The following is a 24,401-nucleotide window of genomic DNA, read 5'->3' on the forward strand; positions in this document are numbered from 1 at the left end:
TCATCACCCCGCCCCTTGATCACCCTGGGCTTGGGCGCCGGCGGGGTCGTGGTCGGAGCCGCCGTCGTCGGCGGGGCACTGGTCGGAGCCGCCGTGGTCGGGGCCGCGGTGGTCGGCGAGGCCGTCGTGGCGGCGGTGGTGGGACTGCTGGAGCCCTGGCCGCTCGCGCCGGGCGAGGGTTCCCCGTCATCGCTGCTCACCGCGCCGATGACGGCACCGCCGCAGCAAAGGGCGATGAGCAGGGCGATACCGCCCACCGCCCAAGCCCGGGCGTGAGACCGCTGGCCAGGCATGGCCGGGACAGGCGCGCCGAGCAGCATGCCGCCCGCAGGCGTGGTGGACGTCGGATCGGCAGTGGGCGGGACCGGAGGCTGCGACGGGTCGGCGGGCTCGCCGGCCGGCATCGGGGTGGTCGGGTCGGTCACGGCAGGACTCCTCTGTGAACAGGTGGCCGTGTGAACAGCCGGGGATCCCGGGGCGGGCGGATCGGTGCCCGCCCCGGTGTGGAAGGAGAAAGTCAGCCGAGCGCGACGTCGACGCCGCCGGAGAACGGCGAGTCGTGCAGCTCGAGCTTGGTGAGCTTGACGTTCTTCGGGATGTCGAAGACGACGACGCCGCTGACCTGGTTGCCGGGGTTGATGTCGTTGAGGAACGTCTCGGCGTTCTTGTTGGCGTAGATGGCGGCGCCGCCGTCGGCGGAGTACTCGGTGCCGTCGGCCGCGTACGCCTTCTGGCTGCTGCCGTCGAACATCTGCGCTTCCTTGCCGATGTTCTTGACATTGACAGTGACCAGGCAGAACTGGCCCTGCGCCTTTTCGCCGAGCAGGTCCGTGCCGACCTTGGCGACGCCGCACTTGGCGGACTTCACCGTGAACTCGAACTTGCCGTCGCGGGCCGGCTGACCGATCTTCGCAGTCTTCGCCGGGGCGTCCTCGCCCTTGCCGCCGTCGCCGGAGCTCTTGGACGTCTCGGTGGCGCCGGAGCCGCAGCCCAGCGCGACGAGACCGGTGGCGATCAAGGCGAGAGTGGTGGCCTTGCGCATCGTTTTCCTCCTGATGTGAACGTTGCGGCGTCAATAAGAGCATCATCCGTGAACACTGTCAACAAGCATGATGCTTGACAGGTGTGACACACTTCGGAGGTGCAGGAGACCCCGACCATCACGGCAGCGGAGATCGCCCGGCTCGCCGGGGTCGGTCGCGCCGCGGTCAGCAACTGGCGCAAACGGCACCCCGACTTCCCCGCCCCGGTAGGCGGCACCGCCGCCAGCCCCGAGTTCGACCTGATCCAGGTCGAGCAGTGGCTGCGCGCGCAGGGCAAGCTCCCCGAGCTCGCCACCGCCGACCGGCTCTGGCGGCACCTCGCCGCAGCCAGCGAATCCCCGGCCGCCGGCCTCGCCGCCGTCGGTGCCCTGCTGCTGGCCTGCCAGCGCGGTGGCCGTCCCCGCCGAGCCGATCCGCACCTGGCGCCCCTGTTGCCCGACGTCGACGCACTGACTGACGAGTTGGGCCCGCAGGGCGCGTTCGACGAGTTGTGGCAACGGTTCTCCGCGCCAGGCCCTGGCCGCCCGTTCGCCACCCCCGACGACCTGGCCGACCTCATGGTCGGGCTCGCCGACGTCGGCGGCGGCTCCGTCCTCGACCCCGCCGCCGGGTCCGGTGCCATCCTGCGGGCCGCCGTCCGCGCCGGCTGCACCGCCGCGTACGGCCAGGAGCTCGACGCCGACCTTGGCACGCTCGCCCGGCTCTGGCTCGCCCTGCGCGAGGTGCCGGGAGAGGTCGTCGTCGGGGACTCGTTGCGGGCGGACGCCTTCCCCGACCGCGCCTTCGACGCGGTCGTCTGCCATCCACCGTTCGGTGTCACCAACTGGGGCGACGAGGAACTCGTTCACGACCCACGCTGGATCGTCGGCACCACACCACGTACCGAACCAGAGCTGGCCTGGGTGCAGCACGCGCTCGCCCGCCTCCGGGTCGGCGGGCACGCCGTTCTGCTGATGCCGCCGACCGTGGCCAGCCGGCGGGCCGGTAAACGGATCCGCGGTGAGCTGCTGCGCCGGGGTCATCTGCGCGCCGTCATCGCGCTTCCGCCGGGCGTGGCCGCGCCGCACGGTGTACCGCTGCACCTGTGGGTGCTGCAGCGCACCGCCACCGACGCGCCGCTACCGGCGCGGGCGCTGCTCGTCGACGCGGCCGGCGGCGAGCTGGCCGAGACCGCCCCGCGCGTGCTGGCGGCGTGGCGGTCCTTCGCCGCCGCGCCGGACACCGAGGTCGAGGAGCCCGGGTTCGCGCGCGCGGTTCCGGTCATCGAGCTGCTCGACGAGGAGGTCGACCTCACCCCCGCGCGCCGGCAACCGGCCGTCGCGGGCGAGGCGTCGGGAGAGCATCTGGTACGGACCAGGGAGCGGCTGGCCGCCGTCGTGGGGGAGCTGTCGGCGCTGATGCCGCAGGTCACACCCGCGCCGGACGAGTCGGAGGGGCAGTTCCTCACGGTGGGCGAGCTGGCGCGGGCCGGTGCGCTCCAGCTGATCGGGCCGGTCCGGGCCGGTTCGTCCGAGCCGTCACCCGACGGGCCGCCGGTCCTCACCGTGCAGGACGTGCTGGCGGGCGACGAGGCGTCGGGTCGGATCGACGACCGGTACGGCCAGGAGATTCCCCTCGCGGTCGGGGACGTGGTGGTGCCGATGATCGCCCGGCAGCTCACCGCCCGGGTGGTCACCGCCGAGGGGGCGCTGCTGGGGCGCAACCTGTACCTGCTGCGGCCCAATCCGGCCGCGCTGGATCCCTGGTTCCTCGCCGGGCAGTTGCGGACGTCGGCCAACGAGAAGCAGGCGTCGAGCCTGTCGGGGACGCTGCGGTTCGACATCCGGCGGGCGCAGGTGCGGCGGCTGTCGCTGGACGAGCAACGGGTGCACGGGGAGGCGTTCCGCCGCCTCGACGCCTTTGAGTCGGCAATCCGACAAGCAGCGTCGTTGGGGGCGGAGCTGGTCCAGCTCACCGCCGACGGCCTCGCCCGTGGGTCGATCCGGCCGGACGGCGCGACCCGGTGAGGCCAGATTTCCAACATCTCCCAGCCGTCACCGAGCACGGCCCGGAGCTGATCCGGCCGCGAGGTGATGACGCCGGCCTGGCTGGCAGCGTCACCCAGGCGGCATGTCCGACACCGATCTGGCCGGTGTGTCGGGCTTTCGCTGGAATGCGGGTTGATCATCTTGGCCGTGTGGCGGACTACAACGATGCAAACCAGCAGGCATACTGCGTGCCTTAAGGAAAACGAAAGAAACGCGGTGAGAAGGTTGGACGGCGCGTGCGGGCGCTGACCTCGACCGTGTCACAGGAACGCTGACGTAGGCACAGCGGCGGCTAGTGGGGGATGTAGGAGTGGCCGTGAACGTGGAACGCGTGGCGAACAGGTTCCGCCTGCTGAACGCGCTGGGCAGGGGAAACATGGGGGAGGTCCACCGGGCGGAGGACCTGCAGGCGCCGGAAGGCTCGGCGGACCGCGTCGTTGCGGTCAAGCTGATCCTTCGCAGCCGCTCGGGCGCGATCATCGACTCGACCGCCGACAACAAGGCGGTACAGCGGTTCGAACGTGAGGCCCGCATCATGCGCCGCCTCGCCCACCCGAACCTGCCGCGTTCGATTGCAGGCGGAGTCGACCACTCGGGTCTTCCGTACATCGCGATGGAGTTGCTCGACGGTGAGACGCTGCGCGATCTGATCTCCGAACAGCCGCAACTGCCGATCGCTTGGGCTGCGGCGTTGGGTGCCCAGATCGCCGACGCGCTCACCGCGGCACACGGCGCCGGTGTCATCCACCGCGACCTCAAGCCGTCCAACGTGATGCTGCTGCGTGGTGGACTCGTCAAGGTCCTGGACTTCGGCATGGGCCGGATCACCGACGCAGAGGAAGCCGAGAAGCTCACCAGCACCGGCGTCACGGTAGGCACGGCCCGCTACATGGCCCCCGAGCAGTTCCGGGCCTCGGCGGTCACCCAGGCCGCTGACCTGTACGCCCTGGGCTGCATGCTGTTCGAGCTGCTGACCGGTGTGCCGCCCTTCCAGAGCGGCTCGGCCCACGAGGTCGGACAGAAGCACCTGGAGGAGCCGCCGCCGCCCGTCCGGGTCCTGCGCTCGGACGTGCCTCGGAATCTGGAGCGACTCATCGAGCGGCTGCTTGCCAAGGACCCCACGGAGCGACCGGAGGATGCGGTCGCCGTCCGCGAGGTGCTGTTGCCCCTGGTGCAGGGGGAGGACAAGGTCCCCGGCTGGGACGACTTCAACCCGGTGGGCCATTTCCGCCGCACCGCCTACACCCTGGGTGCTCCGGCCATCCGTCCGGCGCGTCCGGCTTCTGCACCGCTTTCACGCCCGGCGCCGGGCATGGACGTCTTCGAGGTGCACCGGCAGCTCATCAGCGACTACCGCGCCTTCACCGAAGGCGGCACCACCATTCGTGACGACCGGATCGCGGACTTCGTCGAGGACGACCTCGACGCGAAGTCGCAGTGGCCTGACCCCTGGCTGTCGCTGAACCCGTTTTTCGCCTCCGGCGGCAGCATGCTCGAACTCGTCAACGCAGGTGTGCTGCACCCGGAGTGCGCGCGCATCTTCCAGGCGAACAAGACCGAGGGCGGCAGGGACTGCGACGGACGACCGCTCACCCTGCACCGGCACCAGCGTGAGGCGATTGACAAGGCGCAGTCGGGCGCCTCGTACGTGCTCACCACCGGTACCGGGTCCGGCAAGTCCCTCTCCTACATCGTCCCGATCGTCGACAAGGTGCTCAGGACCCGGCAGCAGGAGGGCGCGAAGGCGTCGAAGCGCGTCCGCGCGATCATCGTCTACCCGATGAACGCGCTGGCCAACAGCCAGCTCAAGGAGCTCGACAAGTACCTCTGCGACGGCTACGGGGCGGGCCGCGAGCCCGTGACTTACGCCCGGTACACCGGGCAGGAGAGCGACGAGCGGCGCAAGGAGATCCGCGACAACCCGCCGGACATCCTGCTCACCAACTACGTGATGCTCGAGCTGATGCTGACCCGGCCGGACGACCGACGGTCGCTGATCAAGATGGCCCGGGGCCTGGAGTTCCTCGTCTTCGACGAACTGCACACCTACCGTGGTCGCCAGGGCGCCGACGTGGCCCTGCTGATCCGTCGGGTCCGCGAAGCCTGTCAGGCGGCTGAGTTGCAGTGCATCGGCACCTCCGCCACCATGTCGTCGGAGGGCACCCTGGAGGACCAGCGGGCAGCGGTGGCGCGTGTCGCCACCACTCTGTTCGGTAACGCGGTCAGCAGCCAGAACGTGATCGGGGAGACCCTGATCCGGGCGACGGCGGAGGCGCCCGACACTGTGCCGGCGGAGAGGCTGAGGGCGCCCGGCGCGCCCCGGGCCTACGCCGACCTGGTGAACGATCCGCTGGCCCGCTGGATCGAGACCCGCTTCGGGCTCGCCACCGATCCCGTCACGGGACAACTGGTGCGGCAGAAGCCGGCCAAGATCGAGGACGCCGCGCAGGAGTTGGCGCGGGAGAGCGGCCTGACCCCTGCGGAGTGCGGAGAAGCCATCCGGGCGACGCTCAAGGCCGGGTCCGAAGCGCGGCACCCGATCACTGAGCGTCCGCTGTTCGCCTTCCGCCTCCACCAGTTCCTCTCCAAGGGCGACACGGTCTACGTCACCCTCGAGGACGAACTCACCCGGCACCTCACCCGTGAGTACCAGCTCGTCCTACCGGGCTCGGACGAGAAGATCCTCCTGCCGCTGGCCTTCTGCCGCGAGTGCGGTCAGGAGTACCTGACCGTGTGGCGGTCCGACAAGGACGGGAAGGTTGTCTACGCACCCCGCCGGGATACCGCCGCTACCGGCGGCCGGGCCGGCGACGGCTACCTGTACATCGACTCCGACCGGCCCTGGCCTGCCAACGAGGAGGAGGCGATCGAGGCCCGCCGCATCCCGGAGTCGTGGCTGGAGGTCGACGCCGGCGGACGGGAGGTGGTCCGTAGCTCCTATCGACAGCGGCTCCCGCAAGCGATCACCGTCAACCCACAGGGTTGGGAAGGCCACGGTGACCTCAAGGCGACCTTCATCCCCTCTCCGTTCCTTTTCTGCCTGCACTGCGGCGTGAGCTATGAGCAGACCCGGGGGAAGGATTTCGCCAAGCTCGCGACGCTCGACCAGGAGGGCCGCTCCTCGGCGACCTCGCTGGTGTCGGCGTCGATCGTCCGGTCGCTGATGCAAGCGCCACCGGAGGCGCTGAACAACAAGGCCCGCAAGCTGCTCACCTTCGTGGACAACCGGCAGGACGCCTCGCTGCAGGCCGGTCACTTCAACGACTTCGTCCAGGTCACGCAGCTTCGCGGTGCCCTCTACCGAGCGGTGGTCGAAGCGGGCGACGAGGGCATCACCCACGAGGATCTCGCCACGCAGGTCAGCGCTGCCCTCGGATTGAGCCTCGCCGACTACGCGCGGGAGGCCGATCTCCCGCCGGCGATGGCCAGCATGGCGGCGAAGACGCTCCGGGACGTCATTGCGTTCCGCCTGTATCTCGATCTGGAGCGCGGCTGGCGCATCACCATGCCCAACCTGGAGCAGACCGGTCTGTTGAAGATTGACTACCAGGATCTCACCTGGCTCGCCGAGAAGCAGGACCGTTGGTCCGCGACCCACGAGAAGCTCCGTGAGGCGGAGCCCGACGAGCGGGTCAAGATCATGCGGGTGCTGCTGGACGAGATGCGTCGCGCCCTGGCGATCGACGTGCAGTACTTCCGCGACGACTTCGACTCCCTCCAGCGGGCCAGTGAGGAACGCCTCATCGACCCCTGGGTGCTCTCCGCCAGCGACAAGCCCAAGGTCGGAGCGGCCTATCCCCAACCGTCCGGGCGGGGCCTGGACCGGTCGAACTTGTTCCTCTCCGGCCGCGGGAAGGTCGGGAAGTACCTGCGCAGGGTGCATTTCCCTGAGCTGTCGTGGAGCGATGCCCAGGAGTTGATCGCGGACCTGCTGCAGGTGCTCAAGCGGGGCGGCCAGGTCACCGAGGTCACTCAGGTGCCCGAACGCGCGGGCCGCTACCGGCGTCCGGTCGGCATCCCCGCCACCGGCTACCAGGTCTCGGCAGCCGCGCTCATCTGGCGTGCCGGATCGGGTCAGACCGGCAGCCACGACCCGCTGACCCGGACGTACGCCAGCGGCGACGGCCCCCGGGTCAACACGTTCTTCCGCGACCTGTACAAGACCGCGGCCGGCACCCTCGCCGGCCTGACGGCGCGGGAGCACACCGCGCAGGTCGACCCGGTCGAGCGGGAGCGGCGAGAGGAGGCGTTCCGTAAGGCGGAGCTGAAGCTGCTCTACTGCTCCCCGACGATGGAACTCGGCGTCGACATCTCCGAGCTGAACGCCGTCATGATGCGCAACGTTCCGCCGACCCCGGCGAACTATGCGCAGCGCAGTGGCCGCGCCGGACGGTCGGGGCAGCCGGCCCTGGTCACTACGTACTGCGCCACCGGCAACAGCCACGACCAGTATTACTTCCGGCGCTCCGACCGGATGGTGGCCGGGGCGGTGGCTCCGCCCCGGCTGGACCTGGCCAACGAGGACCTGGTGCGCTCGCACGTGCACGCCGTCTGGTTGGCGGAGGCGGGACTCAAGCTGGGCAGAGCCATCCCCGAGACGATCGACATCAGTTACCTGGAGGACAGCCGCCGGCCCAACCCTGCCTTGGCCTTGCACGAGCACATCGCCGCAGCGCTGCGGGACACGCACGCGCAGGGGCGGGCCGCGGACGCGGCCCGCACGGTGTTCGCCGGTCTGCTGCCCGACTTCGAGAAGTCGACGTGGTGGGACGACCGGTGGATCGAGGACACGGTCCGGACCACGCCGGAGCGATTCGACCGCGCTTTCGATCGCTGGCGGGACCTGTTCCGGGCGGCGCTCGTCGACCAGGCCGAGCAGAACCGCCGGGTCCTGGACCACACTCTCTCCGAGCGGGACCGGAGGATCGCCGTCGGCCGCCGGAAGGAGGCCGAGACGCAGCTCAACCTGCTGAAGAACGAGACGGTGGAGAGCAGGTCCGTGCTCTCGGACTTCAACCCCTACCGCTACCTGGCCAGCGAGGGTTTCCTGCCGGGCTACTCGTTCCCGCGCCTCCCGCTGGCCGCGTACGTGCCCACCACCGGCCGTCGATCCGGTGAGGGTGACTACCTGCAGCGTCCCCGCTTCCTCGCCATCCGGGAGTTCGGGCCGGGCGCGCTCATCTATCACGAAGGCGCCCGCTACCAGGTCACCCGCATCCAGTTGCCGCCGGATGCGGCCGGCGAGGTGGTGACGAGCGAGGCCCGGCGGTGCACCAGTTGCGGGTACCACCACGACATCCGCGGTGGCGCGGTCCGCTGCGAGATGTGCAACGAGAAGCTGGGCGACACCACCTACGGGCTGCTGCACCTGCACACCGTCTACACGAGGCGGCGGGAACGGATCTCCTCCGACGAGGAAGAGCGGCGCCGCGCGGGCTTCCGCCTCGTCACGTCCTACCGCTTCCAGGACCACGGTGCCCGACCGGGCCGGCAGGACGCGCTCGTCTCGGACGGGGACGATCGGATCGCCACGCTCTCCTACGGCGACTCGGCGACCGTGCGCATCACCAACATCGGACGGGTCCGCGCCAAGCAGGACGAGCCCGACGGCTTCTGGCTCGACCCGGCGGACGGGCGGTGGATGAACGAACGCGACGCCGGTGAGGCGTCCGGCGACTCCAGCGAGATGCCGGTGGTCGACGCCGACGGCAACGAGAAGCGCCGCAAGAAGCGCGTCATCCCGTACGTCGAGGACCGCCGGAACATCCTCGTTCTCAAGCTCGACGAGCCGCTGGAACACGACGTCGCGCTCACCCTGATGTACGCGCTCGAACGCGGCATCGAAGCCGCCTTCGAACTGGAGGATTCGGAACTCACCACCGAGCTGCTCCCGCCGGACGACGGGCTCCGCGACCGGATGCTTTTCACCGAGGCGGCGGAGGGCGGCGCCGGTGTGCTCCGGCTCATGCAATCCGATCCGGCGGCGCTGGCCCGCGCCGCTGCCACGGCGCTTGACATCTGCCACTTCGACGCGGACGGCACCGACCGGGGCGGTCCGCACCCGGACCGGCCCTGCGCCTGGGGTTGCTACGAGTGCCTGCTGACGTACGGCAACCAGCTCAACCACCACTCGATCAACCGGCACCTGGTCCGCGACCTGCTGCTGCGCTTCGCCGGTGCGGCGGCGCGGACGACCGGGGAGGGTGAGTCCCGGACGGAGCAGCTGGCGCGCCTCACCGCTCAGTCCGACACCAAGCTGGAGGGAAAGTTGGTCGCCTGGTTGAAGGAGCGCGGCCTGCGGCTGCCGGACGACGCGCAGGTCTTCATCACCGAGGCGCTGGCCCGTCCCGACTACGTCTACCGCCTGCCCGGGGCGAATGTGGCCGTGTTCGTCGACGGTCCGGTTCACGAGCACGAGTCGGTCGCCGATCGCGACCGCGAGGCGGAGGAGCGCCTGTTCGACATGGGCTGGGACGTGGTGCGGTTCCCGTACGACGCCGACTGGTCCGCGATCGCCGCCAAGAACAAGCGCTACTTCGGTACCGGCGCCAGCGCCTGACCACCCGACCGCCACTCACCACGACGACGACGCAAGGAACCCACTTCATGACCACCTTCAGCGCCGGAACGCTGGTCTCCGCCCGGGGCCGCGACTGGGTCGTGCTGCCCGAGAGCGCCCCCGACATGCTGGTCCTGCGACCGCTGGGCGGCGCCGACGACGACATCGCCGCCGTCTTCCCCGCCTTCGAGCAGGTGACGAGCGCCGAGTTCGCTCCGCCCACGCCCTCCGACCTCGGCGACGCGTACGCGGCCAGCCTGCTCCGCTCCGCGCTGCGCATCGGCTTCCGCTCCGGCGCCGGCCCGTTCCGCTCGCTCGCCGGGATCGCCGTCGAGCCGCGCGCCTACCAGCTCGTGCCGCTGCTGATGGCGCTGCGGCAGAAGACGGTGCGGCTGCTGATCTCCGACGACGTTGGTATCGGCAAGACCGTCGAGGCCGGCCTGATCGCCAGTGAACTGTTGGCGCAGGGGAGCGCGAGTAAGCTCGCCGTGCTCTGCTCGCCGGCCCTGGCCGAGCAGTGGCAGGCGGAGCTACGCACCAAGTTCGGCATCGACGCCGAACTGGTCCTGGCCTCCACGGTGTCCAAGCTGGAGCGCGGGCTGGACCTGGGGCAGTCGCTGTTCGACAAGCATCCGCACGTGATCGTCTCCATGGACTTCATCAAGTCCACCCGGCACCGTGACGACTTCGTCCGCCACTGCCCGGACTTGGTGATCGTCGACGAGGCGCACACCTGCGTCGCTGCTGACGACAACACGTCGTCCCAGAACCAGCTCCGGTTCGAACTGCTGCAGCGCGTCGCCGCCGACACCGAGCGGCACCTGCTGCTGGTGACTGCGACCCCGCACAGCGGTAAGGAGAGCGCCTTCCGCAACCTGCTCGGCCTGGTCCGGCCGGAACTCGCCACCGTCGACCTCGGCTCGGAGGCGGGCCGGCGGATGCTCGCCCAGCATTTCGTGCACCGCAAGCGCGCCGACGTGCGCCAGTACCTCACCAGGGAAGACGGCCTGGCCGACGACAGCCTCGCCGAGGAGACGGCGTTCCCGTCCGACCGGCACTTCAAGGACGAGACGTACAAGCTATCCCCGGCCTACCGGGCGCTGCTGAACGACGCCATCGCATACGCCAGCGAGCGGGTGAGCGCCGCGGACAGCCGGGGCCGGCGGGAGGCCCGGATCGCGTGGTGGTCGGCGATTGCCCTGCTGCGGTCCCTGGTCTCCTCGCCGCGCGCCGCCGCGCAGACCCTGCGGACCCGCTCGGCGACCGCGACCGCGGTCACCGCCGAGGAGGCCGACCGGCTCGGCGCCCCGCTGACCAGCGACTTCTCCGACACCGACGCCCTGGAAGGGCTGGATGTCGCCCCCGGCGCGGAGGCCGGGAGCGTGGAAGTCGACGCGGGCGCGCGACTTGCCGAACTGGCCGATCGGGCGGCCGAGCTGGAAGGCCCGGCCGGCGACATGAAGTTGGCAGCGCTGATCAAGCACCTCAAGGGTCTGCTCAAGGAGGGCTACCACCCGATCGTCTTCTGCCGCTACATCCCCACCGCGGAGTACGTCGCGGAGCACCTGGAGGGCGCGCTCGGTAAGAAGACGGTGGTGCGGGCGGTCACCGGCGCGCTCTCCCCGCAGCAGCGCCTGCAGCGCATCGAGGAACTCGCCGAGGCGGCCGGCGACGACCCCGCCGCGCGCCGCGTCCTGATTGCCACCGACTGCCTCTCCGAGGGCGTCAACCTCCAGCATCACTTCGACGCCGTGGTGCACTACGACCTCGCCTGGAACCCCACTCGGCACGACCAGCGGGAGGGCCGGGTCGACCGGTACGGCCAAAAGCGGGACGTGGTCCGGGTCATCACCCTCTGGGGCAGCGACAACGGCATCGATGGCAAGGTGCTCGACGTCCTCATCAAGAAGCACCGGCAGATTCGCAAGGACCTCGGCGTCTCTGTCTCCGTCCCGGACGCCGCCTCGCAGGGTGTGACCGACGCCATCGTGGAGTGGCTGCTACTGCGCGGGCAGGAGCAGGAACAGGGCAGCCTCTTCGATGCCGAGGAGTACCGCGCCATCGACAAGAAGGCCGCCGCCCTGGCGACCGAGTGGCAGTCCGCGGCCGAGAAGGAAAAGACGTCCCGCTCTCGGTTCGCCCAGCAGACCATTCGACCGGACGAGGTGGCCCGGGAGGTCGCCGCGATCCGCGACACGCTCGGCCGCGCCGCCGAGATCCGCGATTTCGCACGCCAGTCGCTCCGCGCGCTCGACGGCGTGCTGCGCGACGAGGCGGGCGGTTCCGGTGACTTCACCGCCGACGTGAGCGGCACGCCGGCCGGGCTCCGTGATGCGCTCGCCCCGATGCTCGGCGGCGATGCCGTCGAGGCGGGCCGCCTGGTCCCGTTCCGGGCCACGGCGGCCGTGGCCCGCGGCGAAGCCGCCCTGGTCCGCACCGACCCGGCGGTGGCGGCCCTCGCCGGGTACGTCCTCAACGCCGCCCTGGACGGCCAGGTCAGCGGCCCGCGCCCGGCCCGCCGCTGCGGCGTCATCCGGACCGGGGCGGTCACCGGCCGGACCACGCTGCTGCTGGTCCGCTACCGCTTCCACCTCACCCTGCCGTCCCGGACCGGAACCCGGCAGCTCGTCGCCGAGGACGCCCGGCTGCTCGCCTTCGCCGGCGCACCCGCCAACGCCACCTGGCTGCCCACCGAGGACGCGCTGAAGCTGCTCGACGCGACCGCCGACGAGAACACCGACCCGGACTTCGGCGAGCGCACGATGAGCCGGATCCTCGACGGGCTGTCCGAGGTCACCGACCACCTTGAGGCGTACGGCGAGGAGCTGGCCGCCGAACTGCTCGCCTCGCACCGCCGGGTGCGCAGCGCCGCCGGCGAGATCGTCCGCGGTTTGACCGTCACCGCGCAGAAGCCCGCCGACATCCTCGGCGCGTACGTCTACCTGCCCGCTTCCACCCCTGCCGCCGGAGGCAACGCCTGATGTCCGCCACCGCCCGCAACCAGGTCTTCTCCGCCGTCCACACGATCGGCGGGCTGATCCCCGCCGACATGCTGGTCCGGATCGCCGAGGGCAAAGACGTCAGCGGCAACAAGCCCGCTGACTACCGGGTGGTCGGCTCGCGGTCGGTCCGCGACGACGCCGAGCGGCGCTGGGACTACCTCAAGTCGGTCTGGAAGGAGCTGCGCGACCAGCTCCCCGTCGCCCCGGAGGCCGAGGCCCCCGCCGATCCGACCGGCTTGGCGGTGGCGCAATGGCTGGGGCCACTCTTCGGTGAGGGGCTCGGCTTCGGTCCGCTAACCGCGCTCGGCTCCGCTGGCATCACGTCTGACGACGGTGCCAAGACGTTTGCGATCAGCCATCGCTGGAACCACGTGCCGATCCACCTGGCACCGTGGAACGCGGCGCTGGACAAGCGGCCCGCCGGCGCGGGCAGTGTGCCGCCGCAGTCGCTGGTGCAGGAGCTGCTGAACCGGTCCGAGGCGCACCTGTGGGGTGTGCTGACCAACGGCCGACAGCTGCGGCTGCTGCGCGACTCCAGCGCGCTCGCCACCGCCGCGTACGTCGAGTTCGACCTGGAGGCGATCTTCGATGGCGAGCTGTTCAGCGAGTTCGTGCTGCTGTATCGGCTGCTGCACGTCTCTCGCTTCGAGATCGCGGAGGGCGCTGCAGCCTCGACCTGCTGGCTGGAGCAGTGGCGTACCGACGCCATCCAGACGGGCATTCGAGCACTCAAGCAGATTCGCTCCGGCGTACAGGAGGCGTTGGCGGCCCTCGGGACCGGATTCTTACAGCACCCCGCGAACGGGCGGCTCCGGGAGGGCCTGGATGCGGAGGAACTACAGCACGCGCTGATGCGCTTCGTCTATCGATTGCTCTTCGTCTTTGTCGCCGAAGACAGAGGCATCTTGCATGCGCCCGACGCTGGGCCAGAAGCACGGGAGCGCTACAGGCGTTACTTCTCGACGGCCAGGCTCCGACGCGTAGCCCGGCGCCGTCGTGGTAGCACGCACTCGGATCTTTATCAAGCGCTCAGGCTTGTGCTCCACAGCTTGGCTAGAGAAGAGGGGCGACCAGAACTGGGCTTGCCGGCGCTCGGCGGCATCTTCGAGGAGACCGAAGCGGATCGCGTCCTGTCCGGCCTCTCACTTTCCAACGAAGCCCTTCTGTCTGCAGTGCGGCAGTTGTGCCAAGTCAAGGACAAGGCTTCCAGCCGCTACCGCACCATCGATTACCGGAACCTAGGTGCGGAGGAACTTGGATCAATCTACGAGTTCCTCCTCGAACTCCGCCTGACTCCGTCAGCGGATCTGCGTTCCGCTGAGATGGTGCAAGTCGGCGGCAATGCGCGAAAGACGACAGGATCCTTCTATACCCATTCCGCCATTATCGAATGCCTGCTGGACTCTACGCTCGACCCTGTCCTCGACGATGCCGTGAAGAGGGGAGGGGATCGTCCTGCAACCTCGGACCCAGCTAGCCATACAGCTAGCATCGTGGACGAACTGCTGAGGGTCTCTGTTTGTGATCCCGCCTGTGGGTCGGGCCATTTCCTTGTGGCCGCAGCCCGCCGCATCGCGAAGCGCATCGCGGCGGTACGAGAAGGCACCGTCGAACCAACCCCTGATGCGGTCCGCAGCGCGATGTGGGACGTGGTGACCCACTGCATTTACGGTGTGGATATAAATCCGATGGCGGTAGAGCTGGCTAAGGTCTCCCTATGGCTGGAGGCTCTGGAACCCGGTAAGCCTCTCGGCTTCCTTGATGCACACATCAAGCAGGGGAATGCACTGGTCGGCGTGACGCCCGCTCTCCTTGCCCGGGGCATCCCCACAGATGCCTTCACCTGCGTCGAGGGGGATGACGAGAGCACTGTCAGAGACCTGAGAGGAGTCAACAAGAAGGAACACGAAGGGCAGGTAGGCCTGTTCCTCGCCGATAATGAACGTGAAATTCCGGTCTCCAATTCCTTCTTCGCTGACGAGTTGCACCGCATTACCATGCGGAAGACCGACACCCTGAGGGACGTGCGTGAGCAGTCCGCGGCCTTTCAAGAGTGGCAGAACAGTCCGTCCTACCTCCACGCCGTACACGTTGCGGATGCTTGGTGTTCGTCATTCTTCTGGAAAAAGACGGCGGGGTCGCCACGACCGGTGACGCAGGAAGTCTTCCGAGCGCTCATCGACCAGGATGGCGCTGGTGCCTCGGCAGAGACGCGTCAAGAAATTATGGAACTCGCTGGCAGATACAGTTTCTTTCACTGGCACCTCGAGTTCCCGGAGGTTTTTCAGGTCCCCGATAAGATCGATCGGGCCGTCACCGGCGAAGCCGGGTGGACAGGGGGCTTCTCATGCGTGCTCGGAAACCCGCCATGGGACACGCTCAGCCCCGATGAGAAAGAATTCTTTTCCACCTACAATCCGGATGTACGCGCAATGAGGAAGGAGGCGCGCCAGACGGCGATTGCGTATCTGTTGGAGAGCCCGGCGATCCGGGATCGATGGGAGTTGTCCCGGCGTGACCTATACGCCCTGGTCCATTTCCTTAAGCGGAGCGGCCGATACCGCTTGTTCTCTCAGGGGAATCTCGGGAAGGGCGACTTCAACGTCTACCGGATGTTCGTGGAGACCGCGATGACCGTGACTGGGACGGGGGGTACGATCGCGCAAGTCACGCCATCAGGGATTTACAACGGCGCGAACGCTCAGGCCATCCGTGCCGAACTCTTCGGTCACTGGGATCTGAAGCTCATGCTGGGGTTCATTAACACCGGCGAGGAGTGGTTCGACGGAGCCCACGGCGACATGAGCTTCAGCGCGTATTCGGCCCGTCGCTCTGGGACGACCCAAGAGTTCAATGTGGGATTCCAGATTAAGAACCCGTCGGACCTGGCTTCGGTGCTGAGGAACTCGCCGAGCTTGGCGGTCGATGTAGTGCGCAGCCAGTCTCCGGATGCCCTAGCCATCAGCGATACGCTGGGTGGCACCGATTCAGAGGTGACCGACCATCTCTACCGTCAGTGGCCAGCGTTTTCGACGACTTCAGCGGGATACCCCAAGAGGGTGTACCAGCGTGAGATCGATATGGGAACCGATCGCGATCGCTACACTGACGAGGAGCCCGGCCTTCCTCTGTATGAAGGGAGGATGGTAGGGCAGTACGACCATCGGGCGAAGGCATATGTTTCCGGCAGGGGTCGGTCGGCGGTGTGGGATGAGCTGAAGTTCGGCTCACCGGAAAAGGCTATTGTTCCCCAGTGGGTGGTGCCCCAGCGGAACATCCCCAACAAGGTGAAGGGAAGGATCAACCGGTTCCGTATCGGCTTCTGTGACGTGGCATCGCCGCGGAATGAGCGCTCGCTAATGGCAGCATTGATTCCTCCCAACGTCATTTGCGGTCACTCTGTGCCGACGATAGATTTTGGCGAGAATTTCGAGTGGGCATATACTCTTTGGTTGGCCGCGGCGAACTCCATCTGCGTAGACTTCCTTGCTCGCAAAAAGGTTACGCTCCATATGCAGTTGGGAGTGGTGGACAGTCTTCCATTTCCACGTGTTCGCCCCGGCGACTCGGTGCTCGAACGCCTCGCGCCTCTGGTCCTTCGCCTTACGTGCACGAGTCCAGAGATGACGCCTTTCTGGAACCGAATGACAGAGTTCGGCTGGACGTCATTTGTCCCAGAGGGACACGTCTCTGCCGAAGCTTTTGTGACTGAGCTCGCTCGTGCCGAGGCGCAAGCCGAGATCGACGCCGTGGTGGCGAAGCAGCTCTTCAACCTCGACCGTAAGCAGCTTGAGTACATCCTGACTACTTTCCCTACTCTTGAACGCAAGGAACGGCGGAGGTACGGCGACTATCGCACTCGCACCCTCGTGCTTCGTGCCTTCGATAAAGAGTGACGTAAACGGCATGGTCGCCCCGTACTTGGCGGCCATGCCGTTTACCGCCGTAACCGGTCGCCGCCTTCAAGCGTCCCTCGTACTGCGGCTCGACCGGCCGGCCCGTGAGCTATCAGCGTTGTTCGGTAGTCTCCGCGACAAAGACGCCGATGCCCATACGGCCGACCAGTTCGCCAAGCTCGATGATGGAGTCCAACGCCCGCCGTACGGGCCGCCGGGGACGTGGTCCAGCTCGCGGAGTCCGACTACCGGTACGCGGACGGTCCGCTCCGACTCCGGATCGTCCGGGTCCGGCCGGACCTCAGCGAGTCAGGGGATCTGAGTGACATCCTTGACGTGGCCGACCGGGTGGCCACTGTAGATGGTGCCGTGAACGCGCTCGAGGGAGCAGTCATCTCCGAGCTTCGAGATCGCTGCCGCCGAACCTGACCCGTTGAGACGGATTGTTGACGGGCGCCCATCACCGAGCACCTCCATGACGACCGCCTTGATCTCGGGAGTGGCCGGGTGTCGCGCGAGCCCGGCGCGGACCTGACGGCGCAAGGCCACGAAGTTCGTGTTGTCGGTGAGGTGCATCTCGCCGACAGTCTCAGACTGCTGCCGGCCGAGCTCCGCGAGGCGGTGGTGCAACGCGTTCGCGTCATCAAACTGGGGGATGGGCAGGTTCCACGCGTGCTTGTCGATGTCGCGCTCATCCTTGCCGTAGGACATCATCGGTCGGACAAGTTCGGTCAGCACGCTGCTGTTCAGGATCGCGGACAGGAAAAGGCCCTCCTCCAAGGTCGCTATTGGTGCCCAGTAGAGCTTGTGCTCGATCACTGCGGTCGGGTCATCGACGATGGCAGCCGCGACGTGCATCCCGGAGGCGGAGTAGACCAGCCGCAGAGGTGGCGCGGGGAACTGGGCGCTGAGCCCGCGATGGAAGTCGAGTCGCTCGGCCAGGGTGAGGCGCGCGCTGCTGCGGTGCGCCTCCCAGGTAGCTTCCGCCTTCCGCCACCATTCGGCGAGGCCGAAGTAGTAGTCGAGTCGGGATCCAGGTCCGGTCATCAACGTGGAACCGTCGAGCGGGAGCACCGCCTGCTTCGCAGGCAGGATCCGGTACGGCAGCAGGCTCTCGCCGAGCAGCACGGGCCGGATGAACTCGCTTTCCACGACGCCTTCGAGTGCGGGCAGTTCCTTCCATGGGGCTTTCTCCAGGTTGCTGCGCGCAGAGCGAACGGCGTGCCGCCCGGCACCGAGGCCGAGGCGCCCGCCAGTATCTGTCTCGACGAAGAACAGCACCCTCGGCACGATCGTGGCGCCCTGCGCGAACCGTGGCTTGTACGGCGACTCGGTCAGGGCCGATCCGCCGGCGACCAGATCGGCTGCCTCCCGGGTGATCAAAGGTTCCACCTGCTGCCACGACTTTGCGTCCGTCGGCAGGCGTCCCGTCCAACGCTCGGTCACCGAGGGCAGGCGTCGGTAGGTACTCAGCGTGGCCCGGTCGCCGAAGACGACACAGGCACCGCGCGGAAAGGGATGGGGGCGTAGACGTCGCAGGTCCCAGGAGCCGGTGAAGGCGACGGCGGTTGGCTCGACGGTGTCCTCGTACCATCCTCTGCGGAAGCCCTCGAAGTATTCCCGATCGAGCACCGAGTTCGGCAGGACGAAGGCGAACGAGCCGTCGTCGCGAAGATACTGCTGGACCGCTCGGGTCACGAAGAGGGCTGAGAGGTCCTGGTTCGTGGCGAACTCGCGGCCGTGCCACAGCCCGCGGTCGCGGGACAGCTCTCTGAACCGTGCCTGCATGTCCCGAGGCATGTGGCGATAGGAGAGCCAGGGCGGGTTGCCGATGAGAACGTCCACCCGGTTCTCGTCCATGGCGAGCCAGACGGGCCGGGCCAGGTTGCGCAGGTAGTAGCTCCAGATGTGGTCGCGGCCCTCGTCGTGCAGCCGGCACATCGCCTCGAAGGTGCCGCGGATCATTGGCTGGTCATCCGGCCCGATCCGCATGTTGTGGAAGAAGGCCGCCAGCGACGGCGGGTTGTCAGGATCTCGCGGTTTTGCCGCGATACTTGCGAGCCCCGCGACGATCTGATCGAAGCGGCTCGGCTCGTCGAGCAGGCTCTTGGGGAAGCGGAGCCACTCCTCGACCTCGCTGGCGTTGTAGCCGGCGCTGATCCGTACGTGCTCCTCGGTGAAGAGGTCGCGGCGTTGCCGCCACTGCATGCTGTCGCCGAGATAGACCGGGATGGTGATGGGGCCCCGCTGATCGGTCAGCCTCTGGTGGCCGATAGCGAGCAGGTAGGTCACGCGCGCCAGCGCCACGGCGACGGGGTGCAGGTCGACGCCGACCACGTGGTGGGTGAGTTGCGTCAGCGCAGTATCCAGCGGCACGCCCGCCGTCTCGGCTGCGGCGAGATACCGGCGTACGGCGTGGAAGAGGAACGTGCCGGAGCCGCAGGCGGGGTCCAAAACCCGTTGCCGCAGCGGAGCGGCGACGACGGTGTCGACCAGATGCTCCGCGAGCCAGTCGGGCGTGTAGTACTCGCCCATCCGCTTGCGCGTCTCGGGACCGATCATCGACTCGTAGAGCACCTTGAGGATGTCGTGGTCGGCCCGGAGCCAGTCGAACCGGGCCAGTCGCCGGGTGAGTCCCTGGATGAACTCGCGGCCGCCGGGTACCTCGGTAGTCCAGCCGAAGAAGTCGTGCTCGACCACGCCCAGGATGCGGGCTTTGTCGAACCGTTGCCCGGTGATGAGGTCGTGCGGCTGCAACTCTAGGGCGTCGATACCGACGACCAGGTGCGCGATGATGTACGCGCTGTTCATCAGCAGGGTGTGCTCGACGAACAGATCCGGGTCATCGACGAACTGCGTGCCCAGGGCGCTGTCGAGCAGCTCCGCCCACAGCTTCCGTTTCAACTGAACAGTCGGCAGATGCTGGTGCTCCGCATACAACGCGGCGAGCGCGGCGCGATCCAGCTTGTGGGAGGTGCTCTGCGCGCCGAGCCGACGCGCCACCTCGGCGGGTGCCGGACGGACCCGCTGGCTCGTCGCCAGCACGCCTTCCAGCCAGTAGAAGAGGGCCAGGCCGTCAGGGCGGCTAGCGGCCAACGTGTGGGTGTCGATGAGGGCCAGCGCGTCGCCGGTCAGCTGGTACGCACGCCAGGTGGCGCCGTCGGTGAGGATGCCGACGTATCGTTGGCCGCTCTCCAGGCTCCGCGACCGAACATAGCCGCGGAGCTGCCGCTCAGCCTCCAACAGCGGGCGCCCTGTCTGGAGTCGTCGCTTGACCTCAATGATCGTGTAGCCGACCTCGATGTCGATGCGTCGGCCGCCGCCAACTGGGGCTTCGAGGTCGACGTCGAGGTGGGAGTCGAAGAGCCCGAAGTCACCGGCCAGCAGAAGCTGGCGGATGTCAGCCTGCAGGGTCGCTTCGGTGCGGGCGGCACGCCGGTCGGCGATCCGTGTCAGCAGGGGCTGCAGTGACGGGGGGAAGCCGTCGGGCGCACGTACCTGTGGCCGGGGTGATGAGTGGCGGCTGCGGCTTCCGTCTGGCGTACCGTCCGAGCGGGCCATACACCAGTGTGGATATTGCGACTCCCTGAAGCCAAGAGGTGGCGAATCACTGTCGGATTATGGACAGCTCACCTACGGTGACCTGGCCGAGCGGACAGGAACCGATAGCGTCGGTGCACGCCAGCTCTGCCGATACGGTCCAGGTTTACGCACCCGAGAGCCGGTAGGGTCGCACCCACCGCCGCGATCGATCATGCAGGAGGCCGCGCCGTGCCGCAGCTCGCCTTGGCCAACAGCTTCTGGCAGAGCTACGACGTCCTGGAGAAGCCGGTCAAATCCGGCGTGCGCAAGGCGATGGAGAAGTTCCAGCAGCTCAGCATCGCCGAGCTGCACGCCGACAAGGGCCTGCACCTGGAGTCGGTGAACAATGCCCGGGACGCGCGGATGCGGACTATCCGGATCACGGACTTCTGGCGCGGGGTCGTGCTGGCGCCAGACGACGGCAGCGACACCTTCCTGCTGCTCAACGTCGTGCCGCACGACAACGCGTACACCTGGGCCGCGAAGCGGCTCTACACGGTGAACACGGCGACCCGGGCTCTGGAGGTCCGTAACGTCGTCGCCATCGAGCAGCTCACCCCGGCGCTGGAAAAGGCCGCGGCGCAGGCGCCGAGCCTGCTGTTCGCCCGCTACTCCGACACGGTGCTGCGTCACCTCGGCATCGACGACCAGGTGCTGCGGGCGGTACGCACGATCATCGACAAGCGGCAGCTGGATGCGTTCGGCACGCTGCTGCCCGAGGACCAGTTCGAGGTGCTGCAGTACCTCGCAGAGGGCTTCACGCCGGATGAGGTCTACCGCGACGTCGTCGCCGAGCGCCGACCGGCGGACGCGACGGCGGAGCCGAGCGAGAGCCTGGCGGTGGCGATCGCCAACACCGCCAACCGCATCACGCTGGTGACCCGGCCCGACGAGCTCGCCGAGATCCTCGATAAGCCCTTCGCCGCCTGGCGGGTGTTCCTCCATCCGTCGCAGCGGCGGGTCGCGTACCGGGTCTCCTACAACGGGCCGGCCCAGGTGACGGGTGGGCCCGGCACGGGAAAGACGGTGGTGGCGCTGCACCGGGTCAAGCACCTGCTCTCCCGTACGCCCGACAGCCGGTTGCTGCTCACCACGTACACCAACGCCTTGGCCGCGACCCTGCGGGAGAACCTGGCGCTGCTCCTCGACGACGATGAGCAGCTGGCGCGGGTGGAGGTGACCACGGTGAACGCTGTCGCGCACCGCACCGTGCGGGCCCTCTCCGGGCGGGTGCCCACCCCGATCGGTGACGTGGACGAGCGGCAGGTCTGGCGGCGGGTGAGCCGCAGGCTGAACCTGCCCTGGACGGAGCAGTTCCTCGCCCAGGAGTTCCGGCACGTGATCCTCGCCCACGGCGTGCAGAGCCGGGAGGACTACCGCGCGGCCAGCCGGCGAGGGAGAGGGTCGGCGCTCGGCTCGCGGCAGCGCGACCGGGTGTGGGACGCCGTGGACATGTTCCAGAAGGAGCTGTCGGCGGCGGGCATAGCTACCCACCTGCAAATCTGCGCCCAGGCGGCGCAGCTGCTCGGCGGCGCTGACCTCACCAGCCACGGGTACGACCACGTCGTGGTCGACGAGGCGCAGGACCTGCATCCCGCGCAGTGGCGGGTGCTGCGGGCCGCGGTGACGCCCGGCCCCGACGACCTCTTCATCACCGGTGACCCGCACCAGCGGATTTATGACTCCCGGGTCTCGCTCAACGTGCTCGGCGTCTCCGTCGCCGGACGCAGCAGTCGGCTGCGGGTCAACTACCGCAGCACCGAGGAAATCCTCTCCTGGTCGACAGGCGTACTCGTCGGTTCGCGAATCGAGAACCTCGGCGGCGAGGGTGACGACAGCCTCGCCGGCTACCGATCGCTGTTGCACGGCAAGCGGCCCCACGCCGCCGGGTACCCGACGAGCCAGGCCGAGATCGCGGCGCTCGTGGAGCGGGTGGGGGAGTGGCTGAAGCAGGGCGTCCAGGCGAGTGAGATCGCGGTGTGCGCCAGGTTCAACACCACTTTGGGCGACGTGCAGGAGGCGTTGGCTGCCGCCGGGATTCCGGCGGTACGGGTGCGGGATCAGCCCAGGGCGGACGTCGGCGGGGTGCGGCTGGCCACCATGCACGCGATGAAGGGGCTGGAGTTCCGGTGCGTGGCGGTGGTCGGTGTTACGGCGCGGGCGGTGCCGTTCGCCAAGGAAGTCACGCCGCCTGAGGTGGACCTGATGCAGCACGAGAGCGACCTGCTCCGCGAGCGGTGCTTGCTGTTCGTTGCAAGCACGCGGGCCCGGGAAGCGCTGCATGTGTCCTGGAGCGGGACGGCCAGCCCCTTCCTGTCGTCTATTCTCAATCGCCAGTAGGGAAAGGATGCTCCGCAGTGCCTGCTGCTAACTACGCTGCCTGCAAGTACAGCGTCACCCTGCAGACGGACGACATGGCCGTCCTGCACGTGCTCCGCGCGCTGACACAACATTGCTATTTGGGACAGCACCCGCAGATCGCGTGGGGAGGTACGACCGCCAAGTCTTGGCGCCTCAGCGGTGGAAGGGCCACCTTCCGCTTCAACGCGCCGGCTGACCGAAGCCGATTCCTCAGTGAAGCTGAGCGTCTTCTGCCTGCTGGGATCTGGAAGTTGGAGAGGACGAACGACAACGATCCGGCGTCCCCCCAGCGGAAATGACAACGCACCTTCCGTGAGGGTGGCCGGGGACCATGGGCGGAGCTGCGCGTAAGCCCTGGATGTTGAGGCGGGACCGGGTCCGGGGCCTATGAAGCATCGAGGCTGATGGCGTGCGTCCAGAGCACGACGTCGAGCACCCGGAGGGATGGGTCTCGAACGTCGGCTCGGATGCCGTCCTGGGTTGTCGCGTTGGTCTTCGCATCACGGAGCAGCCCGAGGGTCATGCTGTCGCGCATCAGCCCGCGGTGGATCAGCCAGTCATGCCGGTGGTCCGACCTTGGCGGTATGCCTAGCAGTTCTCGCACCTTCCTGTCCCTCACTGGAAGCAGGCTTGGCCGCTTTCGCGCGCAGAGCTTGCTGGCGGTCACCCAGGGATCCGACTTGGCTGTTCTCGGGCTCGCAAGCGCTCGCTTGACGTCCTCATACAGTGCACTGGCGTCAACCAGGGTGGCGGCATCGGCCTCTGCCAGGTCGGCGTCTTCCGGTACGGCCGCCAAGCGGCGCTGCACTGCGTCGCGATGGCGCTCATCATCAAGTAGACGGCGGGCGGCGGCTGGGCGCAGCCGGACGCTGAGCAGCGTCACCGCGAACAGGTCGGCAGCCGTGATCTGCCCCGGGTCGTTCGGTAAGACGGTCCGGTAGGTCGCCCCGGCGAAGTTGCCCGTTGGGTCGTAGTAGCGGCCGAGTCGACGCCCTGCGAGCTCGGTGTCCTTCAGCGCGTCAAGCGCCGCGTCGCGAGCCGCAGTCAGCGTCGCTTGGCCCGGAATAGGCCAATCGGCAGGGACCTCGCCTAAGGAATGTTCATCGGACATGCCGTCAGCCCTTCGCACGTGAGGTGGTGAGGCTGGTCAGTGGTGTGGTCGGTAGCGCGATCCAGCCCTCGGTGGTGGCAGCGGCCAGATCGGCGGGCCCGGGCCGGGTGGCTTGGCCGATGGCAGCCGCACGAGCGGTCAGTGCGGCGACGACAGCGTCGACTGCATGGTCGCTGCCCCGGCACACCGGCTCGAAGGCACCGAGTTGCAGCCACGGCGCGCTGCCAATCAGTCCGTCAACCAGTTCGTTCAGTGCGTCGCTGTTCTGCCGCCCCTTGTATCCCCGATAGGGCAGCAACCACTGCTTTAGCGACGCCGCCGGGTAGACCTCGACGACCGTTCCGCTGCCGCTGCGGTCCACGGGTTGCCCGACCTCGGCGAGCCGCGCCAGCAGGGCGGCACACCGCATGGCGGTGTGTGCGATCCGATCCGCCGCCACGCTGAGCGAGAGGCGACCGGTTAGCTCGTGGGTCACCACGTCGGTGCGGCGCCAGGCCAGGCTCCTGCGCCAGTCGCGCCCGACCAGGCCGGTAGGGGCGGCAAGATCTCCGCGGTGGTGGGCGATGATGAATTCCACGAACGGCTCCGGCCATCCCAGCGGACAGTCGATGCCGGCCTTGTCCGCTGTCGACGCCGCCCGCATGAGCTGATCATCGCCGGCGCCGATAGTCAGCTCCTCCAGCACGGCTCCGGTCGTAGTCCACCGGATCCAGGCCACCGCAGTATTGGTGTCCTCCGCTGCAAGGTCGATCCCCGCCGTCAACATCCGCCCAACCTACTGGGCTCCAGCAAATCGACACATCGTCCGCCTTGTCATCTT

Annotated in this window: 10 protein-coding genes; 6 read left to right on the top strand and 4 right to left on the bottom strand. The window is 68.2% G+C overall.

Features of this window, described 5'->3' with window-relative positions:
- Positions 1 to 15 precede the first annotated feature (15 nt).
- Positions 16 to 276 (top strand): hypothetical protein, encoded by a 261-nt coding sequence (locus ACSNN7_RS06265; protein WP_436679681.1) that lies wholly within the window; start codon positions 16 to 18, stop codon positions 274 to 276.
- A 241-nt stretch (positions 277 to 517) separates the two neighbouring features.
- Here ACSNN7_RS06265 and ACSNN7_RS06270 read toward each other — a convergent pair whose 3' ends face one another.
- A complete protein-coding gene (locus ACSNN7_RS06270; protein WP_436679682.1) occupies positions 518 to 1,042 on the bottom strand; it encodes a DUF4352 domain-containing protein in 525 nt (174 codons plus the stop codon).
- Between the two features lie 99 nt (positions 1,043 to 1,141).
- Here ACSNN7_RS06270 and ACSNN7_RS06275 point away from each other — a divergent pair, with 99 nt between their 5' ends.
- The 4 genes from ACSNN7_RS06275 to ACSNN7_RS06290 all read left to right on the top strand — a co-directional run bounded on the left by ACSNN7_RS06275 (position 1,142) and on the right by ACSNN7_RS06290 (position 16,527).
- Positions 1,142 to 3,049 carry an N-6 DNA methylase gene (locus tag ACSNN7_RS06275; protein ID WP_436679683.1) on the top strand — a complete coding sequence of 636 codons (1,908 nt, stop codon included), beginning with the start codon at positions 1,142 to 1,144 and terminating at the stop codon, positions 3,047 to 3,049.
- Between the two features lie 337 nt (positions 3,050 to 3,386).
- A complete protein-coding gene (locus ACSNN7_RS06280) occupies positions 3,387 to 9,629 on the top strand; it encodes a protein kinase domain-containing protein (protein ID WP_436679684.1) in 6,243 nt (2,080 codons plus the stop codon).
- A 47-nt stretch (positions 9,630 to 9,676) separates the two neighbouring features.
- On the top strand, positions 9,677 to 12,610 hold the full coding sequence (locus tag ACSNN7_RS06285; RefSeq protein ID WP_436679685.1) for a helicase-related protein: 2,934 nt from the start codon (positions 9,677 to 9,679) through the stop codon (positions 12,608 to 12,610).
- Positions 12,610 to 16,527, top strand: coding sequence for an Eco57I restriction-modification methylase domain-containing protein (locus ACSNN7_RS06290; protein WP_436679686.1), 3,918 nt, complete (start codon positions 12,610 to 12,612; stop codon positions 16,525 to 16,527). Before ACSNN7_RS06285 ends, ACSNN7_RS06290 begins: the two co-directional genes overlap by 1 nt.
- A 309-nt stretch (positions 16,528 to 16,836) precedes the next feature.
- Here the strand turns inward: ACSNN7_RS06290 and ACSNN7_RS06295 are convergent, their stop codons facing one another.
- A complete protein-coding gene (locus tag ACSNN7_RS06295; RefSeq protein WP_436679687.1) occupies positions 16,837 to 20,088 on the bottom strand; it encodes an N-6 DNA methylase in 3,252 nt (1,083 codons plus the stop codon).
- A 210-nt stretch (positions 20,089 to 20,298) separates the two neighbouring features.
- Between ACSNN7_RS06295 and ACSNN7_RS06300 the strand changes: the two genes are divergently transcribed.
- Positions 20,299 to 22,449, top strand: a complete 2,151-nt coding sequence (locus tag ACSNN7_RS06300) for a UvrD-helicase domain-containing protein (RefSeq protein ID WP_436679688.1) — start codon at positions 20,299 to 20,301, stop codon at positions 22,447 to 22,449.
- A gap of 406 nt (positions 22,450 to 22,855) precedes the next feature.
- Here the strand turns inward: ACSNN7_RS06300 and ACSNN7_RS06305 are convergent, their stop codons facing one another.
- Both ACSNN7_RS06305 and ACSNN7_RS06310 read right to left on the bottom strand, forming a co-directional pair.
- Positions 22,856 to 23,581, bottom strand: a complete 726-nt coding sequence (locus tag ACSNN7_RS06305) for a DUF6308 family protein (protein WP_436679689.1) — start codon at positions 23,579 to 23,581, stop codon at positions 22,856 to 22,858.
- A gap of 4 nt (positions 23,582 to 23,585) precedes the next feature.
- A complete protein-coding gene (locus tag ACSNN7_RS06310) occupies positions 23,586 to 24,347 on the bottom strand; it encodes a DUF429 domain-containing protein (RefSeq protein WP_436679690.1) in 762 nt (253 codons plus the stop codon).
- Positions 24,348 to 24,401 lie beyond the last annotated feature (54 nt).

Origin of the sequence: Micromonospora sp. URMC 105, from assembly GCF_051386295.1 — a bacterium.
In the GTDB taxonomy this organism is placed as follows: Bacteria; Actinomycetota; Actinomycetes; order Mycobacteriales; family Micromonosporaceae; genus Micromonospora.